The following is a 15998-nucleotide window of genomic DNA, read 5'->3' on the forward strand; positions in this document are numbered from 1 at the left end:
CTATCCTTTCATTTGCGGGCGCTGGGGGCGATCAATCCATTTGCCAGAGCCCGGCATGGCGTCAAATGTACCATTCACCACGATGTTTCTGCCGCGCAGCCAGACATCTGTGGGCCAACCTTTGATGTTACGACCCGCCCATGGGTTATAGCCCACGTTGTCATGCAAATCGTTCCCTGTGTAGGTCACCGATGCGTCGGGGTCCCAAATGGTGATGTCGGCATCCATGCCAACGGCAAGGCGGCCCTTTTTCTCTAGTCCATAGATTTCGGCAGCGCGGGTCGATGTGATGTGCGCAAAGGCCTCTGGCCCGCCCTTGCCTTTGCTCACCATGGCGTCGAACATCAGCGGCAGACGCGTCTCTAATCCGGGTAACCCATTCGCGATCTGGTCAAACCGCGCATCAGGCCCCGCTGAGAGCTTTCCGGTCTCGTCATAGCGGTAAGGGGCATGGTCCGAGGACACCAGTTGCAATGTGCCATCTGCCAAGGCTTCCCAAAGTGCTGCCTGATCGTCCTCTGTCCGTTGCGGCGGGGAGCACATGAACTTGGCGCCTTCCAGACCATCCTGATGCAGGATGTCTTCGGTCATGAAGAGGTAATGCGGGCATGTTTCGGCCCAGACCGGCGCGCCGCGCTTTCGCGCAGCGCGGATCGCCTCGGCCCCTTCGCGCGTGGAGATGTGAAAAACCATCACAGGTGTCTCTAGGTATTCGGCAAAGCGGCAAATGCGATCGACCGCCTCGATCTCTGCCATGCGCGGGTGTGAGGCGGCGTGGTGGTGGGGCGCAGTTTTTCCAGCAGCGATGAGCGCGGCCTTGGCATCAGCAATGATGGCGTCGTTTTCTGCATGAACGCAGACCAGTGCACCGGCCGCACGCGCCTGTCTCAACGTGTGTAAAATCTGCGCGTCGGTTAGTTTGATATTGTAAGTCGTGAAAACCTTGATCGACCGATGGCCTGCCGTGATCGCCGTTGTGATATCGTGATCAAAGTTGGGCACGTCCGTTTCGCGCACGATCATATGGAATGCGTGGTCAATCATCGCCCCGCGTGCAGCACGCGCCGAGTAATCGATCAGGGCATCACTGATTCTTTGGGCCTCGGCTTGTGCGGCAAAGCTGATCAATGACGTGGTGCCACCCATCGCGGCAGACCGTGTCGCGGTCTCGAATGTGTCGGCATTCATCAGACCCATGCCGGACATCTGTTCGATATGGGCGTGTGGGTCGACCCCGCCAGGCACCACAAATTTGCCTGTCGCATCAAATTCAACGCGCCCGGAAAGCGCCGGTCCGATTTCGGCGATGGTTTCACCAATGACGCCAAGATCGCCTATCACCACACCTTGCGGCGTGACGATGCGGCCGTTTTTCACAACAAGATCATACGATTGGGACATGACGGCAAGTTCCTGAATATTCAGGGCAATGTTGCCGCGCATCCGCGCCGATACGCAAGCCCTTAGCGGCCTGATTCAGCGCTGTCGTTCTTGCTGGAAAGATCTTTGACAGATGCGCGCCCGATCATGTGCGCGCCGATCGGCGACGTCAGCATCAGAAAGAGGATGATGGCGACCACACGGACCGTGATTTCGGTCTCAGACAGGTAGATTGCACCGCCTATCAAAATCAGGCTTGATCCAAGGATGCCGGCCTTTGTGGATGCGTGCATCCGCATAAGAACATCAGGCAGCCGCAGAACACCAATGGCCGCGATCAGAGCAAAAAAGCCACCAATCAGAAGAAACAGCCCGATCAGAATATCAGTCATTGGTTAACTCCTTTCGCCGCGCATCTGCGCGTTCGGCGTATCGTGCAAGAGCCACGGTTGCGAGAAAACCAACCAAAGCCAGCACCAGTGCCACGTCCAACAGCGCATAAACGCCCGTTGCCACAGCAGCGACACCGCACACGGCGATAATTGACACTGTCATCATATCCAGCGCCACGACGCGGTCTGCCAGAGTGGGGCCTTTTGCAAGGCGGATGAAGGCAACTGCGAGCGACAGCATCACCATCACGAAGCTGATTGAGATTGCCCAATCGAGGAAAACGTAGGTCGCCATTATTCGAATACCTCCCGCACCATGCGCTCCATCCCGTTTTTCAGGCTTTGCACCACTTCATCAGGATCATCCGCGAACATTGCGTGCACGATCAGTGTTTTACGATCTGGCGTGACATCAAGGCTCAGGGTGCCAGGGGTCAGCGAAATCAGGTTCGTCACCAAAAGGATTTCGATGTCTGATTTCACGTCCAGCGGCATTTCCAAGATCTTGGGGTTTGAGTGATCTGTGGGTGTCAGCACGTCATATGCCACCCGCAGGCTCGACATCAGCAGATCGTAGATGAAGAACAGGATCAGGCGCACGATCCGATAGGCGCGTAAGTAGTAAGATCCCGGACCACCAAGCAGTGGTTGCAGCATCCACAAGACCAGAAACCCGAGGATAAAACCGACGGTCAGTTGGAAAAGCGTGAAACTACCCCAAAGTGCGGCCCAGACGACAGCCGCCAGCAGGTTCAGCAGAAACAGGTTCATTGCGCATCCCCCAAGACAGCCGTGATGTAATCTGACGGATCAAGCAGTTGCGCGGCTGAACGTTCTGCAAACTGGACGAAGGGTTCAGGGTTCATGCCAATAAACACTGTCAGGACCGCAAGCCCGGCAATTGGCAAAAGTTGCGCCCACTTGTTGCTGAGCTTCTCCATGCGCGGCTCGATCCCGTCCGGATGGTTCTTCCAGAAGGCCTCTGCCCAGATCTTGGTCATGGAATAGATTGTCATCAGCCCCACCGCCAATGCGATAAAGGCGACAAACCACATCTCAATGTCCAAAGTTGCCTTGACGATGATGTATTTCGCCCAGAAACCCGAAAGCGGTGGAAAGCCTGCCAGAGAAAACGCAGGCACAAGAAACAGAACGCCAAGGAAAGGCGCATATTTGTAAAGACCGCCGATCTGGTACACTTCCGTGCCTCCTGTCAGGCGCTTGGCGACGCCAGCAATCAGGAACAGGTTTGCCTTCACGATGATGTGGTGCACGAGATAGAAAACCGCACCGACAATGGCCAACGGTGTCATCAGTGCCAGCCCCAAAATCATATAGCCGATCTGGCTGATGATGTGGAACGACAGGATCTTGCGGAAGTCTGACTGCGCTGCTGCCCCCAGAACGCCGACAACCATGGTCAAGCAAGCAACCCACAACAGGATTGTATGCGTGAAGGCGATATCGTGGTCAAAAACGAGCGTAAAACAACGGATCAATGCATAGACACCGACCTTTGTCAGAAGCCCTGCAAAAATCGCTGAAACCGAAAAGCTTGGCGTATGATAGGCGGCGGGAAGCCAGAAGAAGAGGGGGAAGACTGCAGCTTTGACCCCGAAGGCGACCATGAACATCATGGCCACGACCGTCAGCAACCCTTGATTTTCGATCTCTTCGACTTTCAGGGCCAGATCGGCAAAGTTCAATGTGCCGGTCAGACCATAGAGCAGGCCAATGCCGGTCAGGAAGAAGATCGTCGAGATCAGATTGAGTGCAACGTATTTGACACCGCCGTCGAGTTGCTCTTTCCCGCCCATCAGGACCAAGAGGCCGAAGGATGCGATCAGCATAACCTCAAACCAGACGTAGAGGTTGAACAGGTCGCCGGTCAGGAAGGCCCCCGTCACACCGGCCAACAGCACCTGAAACAATCCGTGATACCCAAGCCGTTCCTGTGCCTCTGTCACATCGCCCATCGCATAGATTGCAACAGCGAAGCCGGTGATGGCTGTGATGAGCACCATCACGGCCGACAAAAGGTCAGCGACGAGCGTAATGCCGAAAGGGGCGGCCCACTGGCCCATTTGGGCGGCGACAACGCCTTTATCAAGGACAATGGCCATCAGTGCAATGGATGCGACCAGACCAAGGGCCGACCCGGCGACCGACACCCATTTGCCAGAGGCTGAATGGCGCAGAAGATATGCTGCAATCGCCGTCAGAAACGGGATGATCAGCGGAAGGGATAGAAACCAGCTCATTATTTTTGTTCTTTTGGTTCGGCGACGCGCATTTCGTCGGTATGGAGGGTGCCAAGCGATTGGTAGGCACGGAACGCAAGCACCAGTGCGAAGGCAAACAGCCCGAAACCAATCACGATTGCCGTCAGAACGAGGGCTTGGGGCAGGGCGTTTGCCACCTCGCTCACCGGGGCATCAACCCCATCGGGGATCAGCGGCGGTGCACCTGGCGTGAGGCGACCGGCCACAAAGATGGTCAGGTTCGCCGCGTTCGACAAAAGGATCAGTCCGAACAGAAAGCGCAGCAGGTTCCGCGCCAGCATCAGATAGACAGATGCAGCCACCAACACGCCAATCAAAAGTGAAAGCAGTTGTTCCATTAGACGCTTTCCTCCAGCGCGAAGGTGATCGACAGCACGGCCCCGAGGACGACCAGATAAACGCCAATGTCGAAAACAAGGACGGTCGAAAGCGGGATGCCCTTGTCGTCCTCGGTTTCGTTGATGAAAAGCCACTGACCGGTGAAGAAATTGTCGCCAAAGATTGCGGCAATGATCCCCGCCAGAAGGGCAATGCCAAGTCCGGCGCCTGCGATGCTTCCCGGGTCGAACCGCAGCGCGCGCCGCGCGTCCTCGGTCCCGCAGGCAATCGCGAAAACAACAAATCCTGTGGCCGCGATCAGGCCGCCTATAAAGCCGCCTCCGGGCGCATTATGGCCACGCAGCAGCATGTAGATCGAAAAGATGACGAGGAGCAAAGCCAGCAAGCGTGCGCCAGCCCTGAGGATGACGGAGTTCATGGTTGATCCTCCTCTGCCTGAGGCTCCGGTTTGGCACGCAGCAGGGCGAAGATACTGATCGCCGCGATTAGGACGACGGCAATCTCGCCGAACGTATCAAGCGCACGGAAGTCCACCAGAATGACATTCACGATGTTTTGGCCGAATGCCTCAGGCCAGCTTGCCGTTTCAAAGAATGTGGTCAGCTCGCGGTCAATGGGTCCGGTTGTCACCTTCATCAGGATGATGGTCGTCACAACACCAAAACCCAAGGCCAGCAGCGCATCAAACGGCCGCTTTCCAAAGCTGTCCTTGTCGAGTTCAGGCAGTTTGAGGGCTGCCGCGGCAAAGAGGACAACAACAAGTGTTTCCACCAGAAGCTGGGTAATTGCCACATCAGGCGCAGAGAACAGAATGAATATCATCGCCATCCCGATCCCCACAACGCCGAGCCCCGCAATCGCGGTGATCCGGGAGTTGGTCACAACCGTCAGCCATGTTCCCAAGAGAACCAGGAGGAAAACAAGCCAATCCCAAAGCGCAATCTGCGGCCAGGACACCGACGGAATGCCGCTTGTTTGCGTGAACAGGGTAAAGGCGAGCGCCACCAGCGCGGTCGCGAAGGTCACATACATATAGTGCTTGAGCACACCTGTCTGGATACCACGGGTCAGTGCCTTCGATCCCGCCGCGACCCCGGCCATCAGACGGTCCCAACCATTGTCAAAACTAGGAGCGCGTGTGGTGATCCCGATCAGCCAGTCACGCAACTGCACTTTGTAAGCATAGAGCAGGAAACCAAGCACGAATGTCGCAATACTCAGGAACAGTGGCAGGTTGACGCCAGCCCAGAGGCGCAGTTCTTTTGCAGGCTCCGCATTGCCGACGATCGCCGCAACGGTTGGGGTAACAATCGACTGGAGTGTTTCCGGGAAGATCCCGAAAATCGCACCCAGAAGTGCAAGGATGATCGGGCCAACCAGCATTGGCCAGGGGGCCTCTTTCACGTCAGGGATCGGCGTGCCCGACTTGCTCCAGAACGGACGGAACGAGACGATCCCGGCAATCGCCACCATCAGGGCGCTGGAGATCAGCACCGCACCAGCAACCAGAATTGGTTCGGACGCCACAGCAAGCGCACCGGCGTACTTGAGCTCCTTGCCGATGAACCCCAGAAATGGCGGGAAGCCCGCCATTGAGAGCGCTGCAATCCCGGCGGCCATGGCGGTAATTGGCATCGCCCGCGCCATCCCGAAAAGCTGGCGCGCGTCTCGCGTGCCCGTTTGTGCATCAAGAATGCCGACCACCAGAAACAGGGCCGCCTTGTATAGCGAGTGCACAACAAGGAACGTGGCCGCCGCTGTGATGGTATAACCGCTCTCATTGCCCAAAAGCAGCGTCAGCGCACCAAGGGCCATCAAGGTCGTGTAAGCCAGCGCTAGTTTCAGATCTGTCTGGCGCAGCGCCATGACCGAAGCGAAAACCATTGTCACAGCGCCTGCAATGGTCAGGGTCCAGAGCCACACGTCTGTTCCGGCAAAAGAGGGGTGGACGCGTGCCAAAAGATAGACGCCAGCCTTCACCATCGTTGCTGAGTGCAGATAGGCACTGACCGGCGTCGGTGCTGCCATCGCGTTCGGCAACCAGAAATGCAGCGGGAATTGCGCAGACTTGGTAAAGGCACCTGCAAGCACGAGCAAAAGAATTGGCAGATACATGACACTGCCCGTCAGTACACCCGGCATTGCGTTGATTTCTGACATCTCAAAGGTGCCGGCGGTTGTTCCGATCAGGATGATGCCAGCCAGAAGTGCGAGCCCACCGACGCCTGTCATCAACAGCGCTTGCAAGGCCGACCGGCGTGATTTGGTGGCGTCATGGTTAAAGCCGATCAGCAAATAGGACGTGATCGTCGTGAGTTCCCAAAAAACGAACAAAGCCAACAGGTTGTCAGATGTCACAAGACCAATCATCGCCAGCATGAAGCTGGTGAGGTAGAACGAAAACCTTGCCTGATGCACGTGTCCGGCCAGATACCGCGCCGAATACAGCATCACGAGCGCACCGATGCCGGTGATCAGCAATGCAAAGGTCAGGCTCAGTCCGTCGATGTAGAAACTGACATTGACGCCAAGGCTCGGCACCCATTCCCAGACAAAGCGAAGGGTGTCGCCCGCCGTAATCGTCGGGATCATCTGGGCGAACAAGACGAAGAGGGATGCGGCGATAAAAACTGGAAGAAGGCCAGCAGGCGTGATCCAGCGAGAGGGCGTCGAGCTATCCAATGGGAATTCCGATGTCAAAATGTCGCACTACAAGGCAGATAGGGCCGTTGGCGATCGTGGCAATTAGGTCAGGCGGGTTTTCATGCGCAGATCTGGCGGCGCTTTCGCTTCGGTCTTTTGCATCTGTCCCACCGTGCAGCTCGTTTTGGTTACTGCGACGTGATGTAGCAGCATTGTCAAACATATAAAGGCAATGATACAGAAAGAAATGATAGGAAAAACCTATCAAAGAGGACCCGATGGATCAACTACCAAGCTTGCGCCAATTGCGTTATCTCGTTGCCCTGTCCGAGGCGCGTCATTTCCGCAAGGCGGCGGAGGCGATGGGGATCAGTCAACCATCCCTCAGCCTGCAAATCAGCAACTTGGAAGAAATGCTCGGCGCGCAGCTGGTCGAAAGGGGGCGCGGGCCGGTGACGCTGACGCCTGAAGGGCGCGAAGTTCTTGTCCGGGCTGCCAGAGTCGTCGACGAAGTGCGCGGCATCATGGATCTGACCGCTGCCTTGAAAACCGGCATGGCTGGAACAATCCGGTTGGGAACAACGCCCACGATCGGCCCATATCTGATGCCTTTTGTGGTTGCCCGGCTCCATGCCCGCTATCCGGACTTGCGGCTATATATCCGCGAGGTCGCCCCGCGAGACCTCAGAGGGGCGCTTTTGGCAGGCAGTCTCGACGTGATCCTGACGCAACTGCCCGAAGGCGGAGCGGATCTTGTGACCCGCCGTTTGTTTCGCGAACCTTTGTTGTTGGCGATGCCCGATGACCATCCGCTCGCTGATCGGGATGAAGTGACGGAGGCTGACCTCAAGGATCTGAATGTTCTGTCGATCGGGCCGGATTACGCCCTTCACGCGCAAATTGCTGCAATCTGCCATGAGCATGGCGCTGTCATTGCTCGCGACTACGAAGGGACAAGCCTCGATGCAATCAGGCAGATGGTCGGCATGGGCATGGGGGTTGCGTTTCTGCCGCGCCTTTATGCCCGCTCGGAGATTGACGGTCGCGAGAGCAACGTCTTGGTCAAACCCTTCAAACGTAGCACTGTGATGCGGTCAATCGGTGTTGTCTGGCGCAGCGCAGCCGGTGCAACGATGTATGAAAAACTCTGGGAAGTGGCGCGAGAGGCGGCAACACAGCATTTTCAGGGCGGCGTTGCGCCACTCATTCTGGACTAGGCAAGAAAAAAGCGCCCTTGGGGCGCTTGTGAAAAGGTCAGCCGCGCCAACTGCGCACTGGACCACAATCCATGTGGACGAAGTTTGATCGCCCGTATCGTCCAACACCTCCGGCGCGACATGCCAGTGCAGCATTGGCCATCTGGGTGGTTGAGCGTGACGTCAACCGCAGATCGGCTGCCTGACCCCGCATGTGCAGAGAGTTGCGGGCCACCCCGCGATTGCTTGACCGCAGCATCGTGTTCGTCTGCGGTGAACGATAACCCGACAGGAGCAGATATGGTTCGTCTGTTTCCATCAGGTTGCGCGCAGCGGACATGATATCAATCGTCCGCAAGTCCATTTGCACCGCTTCGCCGGTGCGCCAGTCACGCATATGCAAGTTGATCTCGCGAATGGCCTCGCCGATATACTCGCCTTCAATCCAGTAGATTGTGTCGAGACGTTCGCCCGTGCGGCCTGAGTGCATTGCGATCCGTCTGATGTCACCTGCGCCACGCAGGAAGCCTGCTGCATTTGAATAGGTCGGTGCGGCTGCTACCGCGGTTGCCGCGAACGCGCCCAAGAGGCCACGCCGGGTAAACCCAGAAGTGTTCTTGCTGTCCATTTAAAACGCCTGTCCCGTGCTCGTATACGCTGCTATCCAGCAGCTTGTTTGCCATCATCTCCCCAGATGCATGGCGGTTATGGCATATTTCGAATCAATGACCAAGACCATTTGCCCATTTTTCAGTTAATATAGGTCAAATGCGCGGGATCTTGCGCAAATCGACTGCACTGAAGAAATGGCTGGCGGGTCGAAAGGTGCCATCCGAGCAACACTCCTTGACGAGGGCGCGGTCTCTTCGCGATTGTCGATGAAGAGTTTTGTTTGTGGCTTTAGAAACCAGAATGACGGTGCGCATTTCCGGCACTGTCGGGTGGGAACGAATTATGGACACACTGATGATTTCTACGAAACAGTCTTTCCGGTTTGGGCTTAAGCGCATTTTCGCAGTCTTGTCTGTCGTCTCGATGGCCGCACTGCCGCTGCAGGCGCAGAATGCGATCAGTCCTTTTCAACAAGCCGTCGCCCAAGCGGCAGCGGGCGATGAAACACTCGCCACTTTTTACCGTGAGCGCGGCTACCAAGGCATCTGGAGCACCCGTGGCGACGCTGATCGCCGGAACGCGCTCCTGGCTGCGTTTGCCTCCGCTGCCGATCATGGTTTGCCACAGGCCCGCTACGATGCGGATGCCTTGATGGCGCAGCTTGCTGCCGCCGATACCCCGCAAGAGCAGGGTGCGCTGGAAGTGGCAATTAGCCGTCAGTTCCTCGATTATGCGCGCGACATTCAAACAGGAATGCTGGTGCCGTCCCGTATTGACGAGGCCATTCACCGCCAGGTTCCGCTGCGCTCGCCACTCAGCACTTTGCGGGCATTCTCACAATCGACACCCGCTGCTTTCTTGCGTGCTTTACCGCCAGCGTCACCGGAATACACCCGCCTTCTTGCAGAAAAGATGCGCTTTGAGCGACTGATCGGCAGTGGTGGATGGGGCCCGACAGTCCCAGGCCGCAAGTATGAGCGCGGCGATAGCGGCGCGGGCGTGGTCGCATTGCGCAATCGCCTGATTGCGATGGGCTTTCTTGAACCGATAACCACGCAGGTTTTTGATGACGCAATTTTCGCGGCTGTGCAGCAGTTCCAGCTTGCCCATGGTCTGGCCACCGATGGGACCGCAGGGCAGGGCACGCTTGAGCAACTGAACGTGTCGCCTGAACAGCGTCTGCAGTCCATCATTGTTGCGATGGAACGCGAGCGCTGGATCAATCGCCCGCGTGGGGAGCGTCACATCTGGGTTAACATCACAGACTTTACTGCCAAAATCATCGACCGCGGCGAAGAAACCTTTTCGACCCGTTCTGTCGTGGGCGCGCGCTATGACGAACGCGCCACGCCTGAATTCTCGGACGTCATGGAATTTATGGTGATCAACCCGAGTTGGTATGTTCCGCGCTCGATCATCACCAAGGAGTTTCTGCCTCAGTTGCAGCAAAACCCGCGCGCCGTCAGCAATCTAATCATCACGGACAGGTCTGGCCGCGTGGTTGATCGCGCATCGGCTGATTTTTCTGCCTACACCGCAGAAAATTTCCCTTATTCCTTCCGCGAGCCGCCCAGCCAGGGAAATGCGCTGGGTCTGGTAAAGTTCATGTTCCCGAACCGCTACAATATCTATCTGCACGACACACCGGCCAAGAGCCTGTTCGGTCGTGAGGTGCGCGCGTTCAGCCATGGCTGTGTGCGTCTCGCTGATCCGTTTGATTTCGCCTATGCCTTGCTGGCGCGTCAGGTCAGCAACCCGCAAGAGGTCTTTCAGGCCCATCTGGCGACGGGTCGGGAACGGCGTGTCGATCTTGAACAGCCCGTGCCGGTGCATCTGATTTACCGGACAGCCTATACGCAGGCAGGCGGACGCACACAGTTCCGCCGTGATGTCTACGGGCGCGACCAGCGCATCTGGAACGCTCTGGCGCGGCAGGGGGTGGCTCTTCGGGCATTCGCCAGCTAAATCTATCCTTCGTGAATATGCGAGGGCCGGATGTCACAGACTGTGAAAGAAATAGCAGCGGCGCTGGGGGCGGAGGCTCACGGCGCCGTTGATCTTTTGGTGACTGGTGCTGCGGAACCAGCAACTGCCGGGCCAGATGACCTCGCGCTTGCCATGACGCCAGCCTACGGTGAGGCTTTGCAGCATGGCAATGCGCGCGCGGCCATTGTCTGGCAAGGGGCAGATTGGCAGGCACTCGGGCTTGAGGCTGCGATCATCGCGCCCCGCGCCCGTCTGGCGATGGCAGGGCTGACACAGATGCTTGATGCCCCGTTGCCGGGCGAGGGCATTCATCCGACCGCTCATATCGACCCGACTTCCACTTTAGGTGAAGGTGTTTCCATCGGTGCGTTTTCAGTCGTGGGGGCTGGGGCCAAGATCGGAAAAGGCTGCTGGATTGGCGCTCAGGCGAGCATAGCAGAAAACGTTGTCGTCGGTGATGACTGCCAGATCCATGAAGGCGTGCGACTACAGCGGCGCACCCGCATCGGGGACCGTGTGATCCTGCAACCCAACGTGGTGATCGGTGGTGACGGGTTTTCGTTTGTGACGGCAGAACCCGCGAACGTCGAAAAAGCGCGCGAAACGCTCGGCGAGGCGGCGACCGAGATTCCAGCCGACCCACGCTGGCATCGCATCCATTCGCTTGGTGGTGTCGAGATTGCGAATGATGTCGAGATTGGCGCCAATTCCTGCGTCGATGCCGGAACGATCCGCCCCACCAAGATTGGCGTTGGCACGAAGGTCGATAGCCTCGTGCAAGTTGGGCACAATGTCATCGTGGGGGACCACTGCCTTCTTTGCGCGCAGGCGGGCGTCGCTGGCTCAACGGTCATCGGTGACAGGGTCGTCGTCGGCGGGAAAGCCGGTGTCGCAGACAACCTCAAGGTCGGTGACGATGTTGTCTTGGGTGGCGGCACCATCGTTCTGTCAAATGTGCCAGCGGGGCGTGTGATGATGGGCTATCCGGCGACAAAAATGCAGACGCACATCGAAAGCTACAAGGCGCTGCGTCGCCTTCCGCGTTTACTGCAGACACTGACGAAACGCTAAGAGGCATTCCCAAAGCCGCTTTGAAGCATTACATGGCCTGCAAGACAACTGCAGGCGCACCCGGATGAATACCAAAGATCAGGTCATCGCAATCATCGCAGAACAGGCAATGCTTGAGCCGTCCGATGTAAAGATGGAGCATACGCTGGAAGATCTTGGCATCGACAGCCTTGGACTTGTCGAAAGCATCTTCGCGATTGAAGAGACTTTTGACATCTCAGTGCCATTCAATGCCAATGATCCACAGGCGAGCGCGTTCGATATTTCCTCTGTGGCGGCCATCGTCGCGGCGGTCACACAACTCAAGTCAGAGCAGCACGGCTGATGCACCGCGTCGTCATCACAGGGGCGGGGTCGATCAACCCGCTCGGTGCGAATGTCCCGCAGACACTTGAGGCCATGCGCGAGGGGCGTTGCGGCATTGGCCCGCTGGACATCCGCGACGCTGACAGGCTTTCGATCCAGATCGGTGGCCAGATCAAGGGCTATGACGAGGCCGCGCACTTCAACCGTCAGCAGATAGCGCTTTATGATCGGTTTACCCAGTTCACCCTTCTGGCCGCGCGAGAGGCGATTGGCCAATCGGGTCTGACGTTCTCTGGTGATCTTGCGGACTACTCAGGGGTGGTGCTTGGGACCTCAGGTGGCGGCCTGAATACGCAGGACGAAAACTATCGTGCCGTCTATGAAGAAGGGAAGAACCGCGTGCATCCCTTCATCGTGCCGAAGCTGATGAACAATGCGGCTGCCAGCCATGTTTCGATGGAATGGAAATTGCGGGGGCCGTCTTTCACGGTGGCCACGGCTTGCGCCTCGTCCAATCACGCGATGGGGCAGGCCTTCAGTATGATCCGCTCGGGCATGGCAAAGGTCATGGTGACAGGCGGCAGCGAAGCCATGCTTTGCTTTGGTGGGATCAAGGCCTGGGAGGGATTGCGGGTGATGTCGAAAGACGGGTGCCGCCCGTTCTCGGCCACGCGCAATGGCATGGTGCAGGGCGAAGGCGCAGGCGTCTTTGTCTTTGAGGAATACGAACACGCGAAAGCGCGCGGTGCAGAGATCCTGTGTGAAGTGGCCGGGTTTGCCATGTCGTCTGACGCGTCAGATATCGTGATGCCATCAAAGCAAGGTGCGGCACGTGCAATCTCGGGCGCAATGAAGGATGCCAAGATCGATCCGCGCGATGTGGGCTACATCAACGCGCATGGCACCGGAACGGCGGCCAATGACAAAACCGAATGTGCGGCGGTTGCAGATGTTTTCGGTGCGCATGCCGATCGATTGATGATCTCGTCCACAAAATCCATGCACGGGCATCTGATCGGCGGAACAGGCGCAGTCGAGCTCCTCGCCTGTATTATGGCTGTCAGGGACGGCGTGATCGCCCCGACCATCGGATACGAGGAGCCCGATCCGGAGTGTGCCTTGGACGTTGTCCCCAACGAAGCGCGGGACGCGACTGTCGACGTGGTCTTGTCCAACGCCTTTGCGTTTGGTGGGCTGAACGCGGTCATCGCGCTCAAGCGCCACCAGTAGCCGGTTCCGTTATTCCACGATTGGCGGGGTGAGCGAGTCAAACGCCGCCGTGAAACCGCTCAAAGAGATATCCAGAATAACCTCTGTGTCATTTGCTGCGGCGGGAACAATCCGCAGGCTGCCGTTGGCGCCGGCTTTGAATTCGTCGATCTCTGACTGCACAAAGCCGATGCGCGCGACACAACCGGCCCGGTTACAGAACCGGTAGGGGTAGCGGCGGACATTCTGACCATCCACCGCCAGTGTCAGCGCCTCCGGCAGGAAGGTCTCAAGCGGCACGACGAACGTCGCACCTGCAACAATCTGGCTGCCCTCAGGCAGAAGGAAGACGTTGAATTCGGCGACTGACACACCCTCATCATTCAGCAAAAGCTGATAGAGGTTGCACGGGTCTTGCTGGCCTTCCGGGGCGACGACGCAGCGAACGTCCCAATCGCCAAAGGTCTCGCGAATGTATGTATCACCGACAGCGGGATCCAATGACTGACCGATGTCGAAATCACCATTATCCTCTACTGCGGCCTCTTGTGCGGTTGCGGCGACCGGCCAGGCCAGCGCCAGAACCAGAAGTGCGGATGAAAGAATACTGCGCATGTTTATCCTCATTGTTTTGGCGGGCTCTACCATGTTGCACCGCCAGCCAACAGGGCCGGAAAGAGTAATCGGGCAATCCTCCGCTCACATTTTCGCGTGCCGGAGGTGACCCCAAAAACGAAGAAGGGCCCCCCGAAAAGGACCCGTCTCCATGTTCTCCCTGCCGGACTTACCCGACTAATTGCCAGCACGCTACGCAAAGGAAATATGGGCGTCAACAGGGAAAACATGACTTATTGGTGATAATTTCGGTATGCAAATGTGCACAAAAAAGCCGTGCCCGAAGGCACGGCAGTCTGACAGGGAGGAACGCAAAATCGCAGCGCATCGGCGCGGTTTTGCACCCTTTAGACTGGCACGAAGGTGTTAAGAATGTATCTTCACTTAAAAGGAAATTGGGGGCAGGGATGTCGGAAACAATCTTTATCGGTGGTGGTGGTGAGGGGTATGGCGAACCGCAGTATCTCAGGCTTGATAAAGCTAATCGTCACGGTCTGATTGCCGGGGCGACGGGGACCGGCAAAACCGTCACCTTGCAAATCATGGCAGAGGCTTTCTCTGCTGCGGGCGTTCCTGTCTTCTTGTCAGATGTCAAAGGCGACCTTTCGGGGTTGGCTGTCAGCGGCTCGGCTGACTTCAAGTTGCATGCACCTTTCATGGCGCGGGCGCAGACAATCGGGCTCGATCTAGCGTATGACAGTTATCCGGTCACGTTCTGGGACCTGTTTGGCAAGCAGGGCCACCCGATCCGCGCGACCGTGGCCGAGATGGGACCGTTGCTGCTGGCGCGTCTGATGGACCTGACTGACGCGCAAGAAGGTGTGCTGAACGTCGCCTTCCGCGTCGCTGACGAAGACGGCCTGCCGCTGCTTGATCTCAAAGACCTGCAAGCGCTGCTGGTTTGGGTGGGACAGAACAGCAAGGAGCTTTCGCTGCGCTACGGAAATGTTGCCGCGTCATCTGTTGGCGCGATACAGCGGGCGTTGTTGGTTCTGGAAAATCAGGGTGGTTCAGCGCTCTTCGGGGAGCCCGCACTTGATCTGGCTGATATGATGCGGACACGTGACGGGCGTGGCGAAATCAATATTCTTGCCGCTGATCAACTGATGGGCAGTCCGCGGCTTTACGCCACTTTCCTCCTATGGCTGTTGTCTGAACTCTTTGAAGAACTGCCGGAGGTCGGAAACCCCGACAAACCGAAACTGGTATTCTTTTTCGATGAGGCGCATCTGTTGTTCGATGACGCGCCGAAGGCGCTGGTCGATAAGGTCGAGCAGGTCGCACGCTTGATCCGGTCCAAAGGCGTTGGCGTCTATTTCGTGACGCAAAATCCGGCGGATATTCCGGACGATGTTCTGGGCCAGCTTGGCAATCGCGTCCAGCACGCGCTGCGGGCCTTCACCGCCAAAGACCGCAAAGAACTCAAGACCGCTGCGGAGACCTACCGTGATAACCCGGCCTTTGATACCGCGGAGGCCATTCAGGAGGTTGGGACCGGCGAAGCCGTGACATCTTTTCTGGACCGCAAGGGCATCCCTGAGATCGTCCAGCGGACATTGATCCGTCCGCCATCCTCGCAGCTTGGCCCAATCGACGCGGCCACCCGTAAGTTTCTGATGGCCGAAAACATGATGGCCGGAAAATACGATGATCCGCTTGATCGGGACAGCGCGTTCGAGATCTTGCAAAAGCGCGCCGAGGCTGCCGCGAAAGCCGCAGAAGAGGCCGAGGCCGAAGAGGCGCGTCTGGAAGAGCAAGAACGCGAATTCAAAGCCGCGCGGCGCTACAACGGTGAACGTGTCGGCCGGTCCACATCGCGCCGGTCGTCTTCAACCGATAGCTTCGGTGGCGCGTTGGCCTCTGCTGTCGTGAAGGAACTGAAGGGAACCACGGGCCGCAGGATCGTCAGGGGGATCTTGGGCGGGTTGTTCAAAGGCAGGTAGCGACTGGCCGAAAGCAAACGCCGA

At 57.6% G+C, this 15998-nt stretch carries 16 protein-coding genes; 6 read left to right on the top strand and 10 right to left on the bottom strand.

The annotated features are described in order from the left end of the window. From hydA to mbhE, 8 genes are read right to left on the bottom strand one after another with little or no spacing between them, the layout of a single operon-like run. Entirely contained in the window at positions 1 to 1443 is a 1443-nt protein-coding gene (hydA, locus tag BM316_RS05460) for a dihydropyrimidinase (RefSeq protein WP_242649768.1), read from the bottom strand. Between the two features lie 20 nt (positions 1444 to 1463). Then, complete coding sequence (gene mnhG / locus BM316_RS05465; RefSeq protein ID WP_090204959.1) at positions 1464 to 1772, bottom strand: monovalent cation/H(+) antiporter subunit G; 309 nt, start codon at positions 1770 to 1772, stop codon at positions 1464 to 1466. Continuing rightward, a complete protein-coding gene (locus tag BM316_RS05470) occupies positions 1765 to 2067 on the bottom strand; it encodes an MrpF/PhaF family protein (RefSeq protein WP_090204962.1) in 303 nt (100 codons plus the stop codon). Before BM316_RS05470 ends, mnhG begins: the two co-directional genes overlap by 8 nt. Further along, on the bottom strand, positions 2067 to 2543 hold the full coding sequence (locus BM316_RS05475) for a Na+/H+ antiporter subunit E (protein WP_090204966.1): 477 nt from the start codon (positions 2541 to 2543) through the stop codon (positions 2067 to 2069). Before BM316_RS05475 ends, BM316_RS05470 begins: the two co-directional genes overlap by 1 nt. Continuing rightward, on the bottom strand, positions 2540 to 4033 hold the full coding sequence (locus BM316_RS05480) for a Na+/H+ antiporter subunit D (protein WP_090204969.1): 1494 nt from the start codon (positions 4031 to 4033) through the stop codon (positions 2540 to 2542). The genes BM316_RS05475 and BM316_RS05480 overlap by 4 nt, the downstream gene beginning before the upstream one ends. After that, complete coding sequence (locus BM316_RS05485) at positions 4033 to 4392, bottom strand: Na+/H+ antiporter subunit C (protein WP_090204972.1); 360 nt, start codon at positions 4390 to 4392, stop codon at positions 4033 to 4035. The genes BM316_RS05480 and BM316_RS05485 overlap by 1 nt, the downstream gene beginning before the upstream one ends. Then, positions 4392 to 4811: a Na+/H+ antiporter subunit B gene (locus BM316_RS05490; protein ID WP_090204975.1), complete on the bottom strand. Its 420-nt coding sequence runs from the start codon at positions 4809 to 4811 to the stop codon at positions 4392 to 4394. Before BM316_RS05490 ends, BM316_RS05485 begins: the two co-directional genes overlap by 1 nt. Continuing rightward, on the bottom strand, positions 4808 to 7075 hold the full coding sequence (gene mbhE, locus BM316_RS05495) for a hydrogen gas-evolving membrane-bound hydrogenase subunit E (RefSeq protein ID WP_242649770.1): 2268 nt from the start codon (positions 7073 to 7075) through the stop codon (positions 4808 to 4810). The genes BM316_RS05490 and mbhE overlap by 4 nt, the downstream gene beginning before the upstream one ends. A gap of 239 nt (positions 7076 to 7314) precedes the next feature. On the opposite strand from mbhE, the gene BM316_RS05505 reads away from it, so the two are divergent. Beyond that, entirely contained in the window at positions 7315 to 8253 is a 939-nt protein-coding gene (locus tag BM316_RS05505; RefSeq protein WP_090204981.1) for a hydrogen peroxide-inducible genes activator, read from the top strand. 37 nt (positions 8254 to 8290) lie between these two features. Here BM316_RS05505 and mepK read toward each other — a convergent pair whose 3' ends face one another. Beyond that, complete coding sequence (gene mepK / locus BM316_RS05510; RefSeq protein WP_090204984.1) at positions 8291 to 8860, bottom strand: peptidoglycan L,D-endopeptidase MepK; 570 nt, start codon at positions 8858 to 8860, stop codon at positions 8291 to 8293. A gap of 338 nt (positions 8861 to 9198) precedes the next feature. Between mepK and BM316_RS05515 the strand changes: the two genes are divergently transcribed. The 4 genes from BM316_RS05515 (at position 9199) to BM316_RS05530 (ending at position 13437) form a co-directional block, all read left to right on the top strand. Beyond that, the gene (locus BM316_RS05515; protein WP_090207601.1) at positions 9199 to 10809 is read left to right on the top strand and encodes a L,D-transpeptidase family protein; all 1611 of its coding nucleotides are present in this window, start codon (positions 9199 to 9201) and stop codon (positions 10807 to 10809) included. 30 nt (positions 10810 to 10839) lie between these two features. Then, positions 10840 to 11901, top strand: coding sequence for a UDP-3-O-(3-hydroxymyristoyl)glucosamine N-acyltransferase (locus BM316_RS05520; protein ID WP_090204986.1), 1062 nt, complete (start codon positions 10840 to 10842; stop codon positions 11899 to 11901). 64 nt (positions 11902 to 11965) lie between these two features. Then, positions 11966 to 12226: an acyl carrier protein gene (locus BM316_RS05525; protein WP_090204989.1), complete on the top strand. Its 261-nt coding sequence runs from the start codon at positions 11966 to 11968 to the stop codon at positions 12224 to 12226. Continuing rightward, positions 12226 to 13437, top strand: a complete 1212-nt coding sequence (locus BM316_RS05530) for a beta-ketoacyl-[acyl-carrier-protein] synthase family protein (RefSeq protein WP_090204991.1) — start codon at positions 12226 to 12228, stop codon at positions 13435 to 13437. The genes BM316_RS05525 and BM316_RS05530 overlap by 1 nt, the downstream gene beginning before the upstream one ends. A 9-nt stretch (positions 13438 to 13446) precedes the next feature. On the opposite strand, the gene BM316_RS05535 is transcribed toward BM316_RS05530, so the two are convergent. Further along, positions 13447 to 14031, bottom strand: coding sequence for an invasion associated locus B family protein (locus tag BM316_RS05535; protein ID WP_090207604.1), 585 nt, complete (start codon positions 14029 to 14031; stop codon positions 13447 to 13449). A gap of 407 nt (positions 14032 to 14438) precedes the next feature. Here BM316_RS05535 and BM316_RS05540 point away from each other — a divergent pair, with 407 nt between their 5' ends. Then, on the top strand, positions 14439 to 15974 hold the full coding sequence (locus BM316_RS05540; protein WP_090204994.1) for a helicase HerA-like domain-containing protein: 1536 nt from the start codon (positions 14439 to 14441) through the stop codon (positions 15972 to 15974). Positions 15975 to 15998: the final 24 nt, after the last annotated feature.

Origin of the sequence: Yoonia litorea, assembly GCF_900114675.1 — a bacterium.
GTDB lineage: Bacteria > Pseudomonadota > Alphaproteobacteria > Rhodobacterales > Rhodobacteraceae > Yoonia > Yoonia litorea.